Consider the following 372-nt stretch of genomic DNA (forward strand, 5'->3'; position numbering starts at 1 on the left):
CGAAGGGCTGCTTGGCTCCGATTCTCTCGACTGATACCGGCGCCGGCGACGATTTAAGTGAGTCCGGCGAAGGAGGGAGTGATAATGGATCGCCCGGGGTCTCGGGCCGTCGCGCTGTCGCTACTGGTCGTCGTAGCGACCGCCGGCGTCGGCGCGGCCGCGGGGCAGACCGCGGGAGTGGAGTCGCTCGCTCAGCCGTCGGCCGCGGATTCCTCGGGCGGTCCCGCGACCGTCGGGCCGGGCGTCGACGCGAACGAGGGGATCACCCCGATCACGCGGTGTTTCAGCGGCGAGGGGTATCCGATTTCGATCGGCGGCGGCAAGGGAGGCGCGACGATGGCGGCGGTGATCCACCTCTCCGTGCTGACCGAT

Annotated in this window: 1 pseudogene; it reads left to right on the forward strand. The window is 69.9% G+C overall.

Features of this window, described 5'->3' with window-relative positions:
- Positions 1-84 precede the first annotated feature (84 nt).
- Positions 85-372, forward strand: a pseudogene (locus EXE44_RS18555) (hypothetical protein); the annotation flags it as partial.

It is taken from the genome of Halorubrum sp. SS7, from assembly GCF_005435055.1.
Lineage (GTDB): Archaea > Halobacteriota > Halobacteria > Halobacteriales > Haloferacaceae > Halorubrum > Halorubrum salinarum.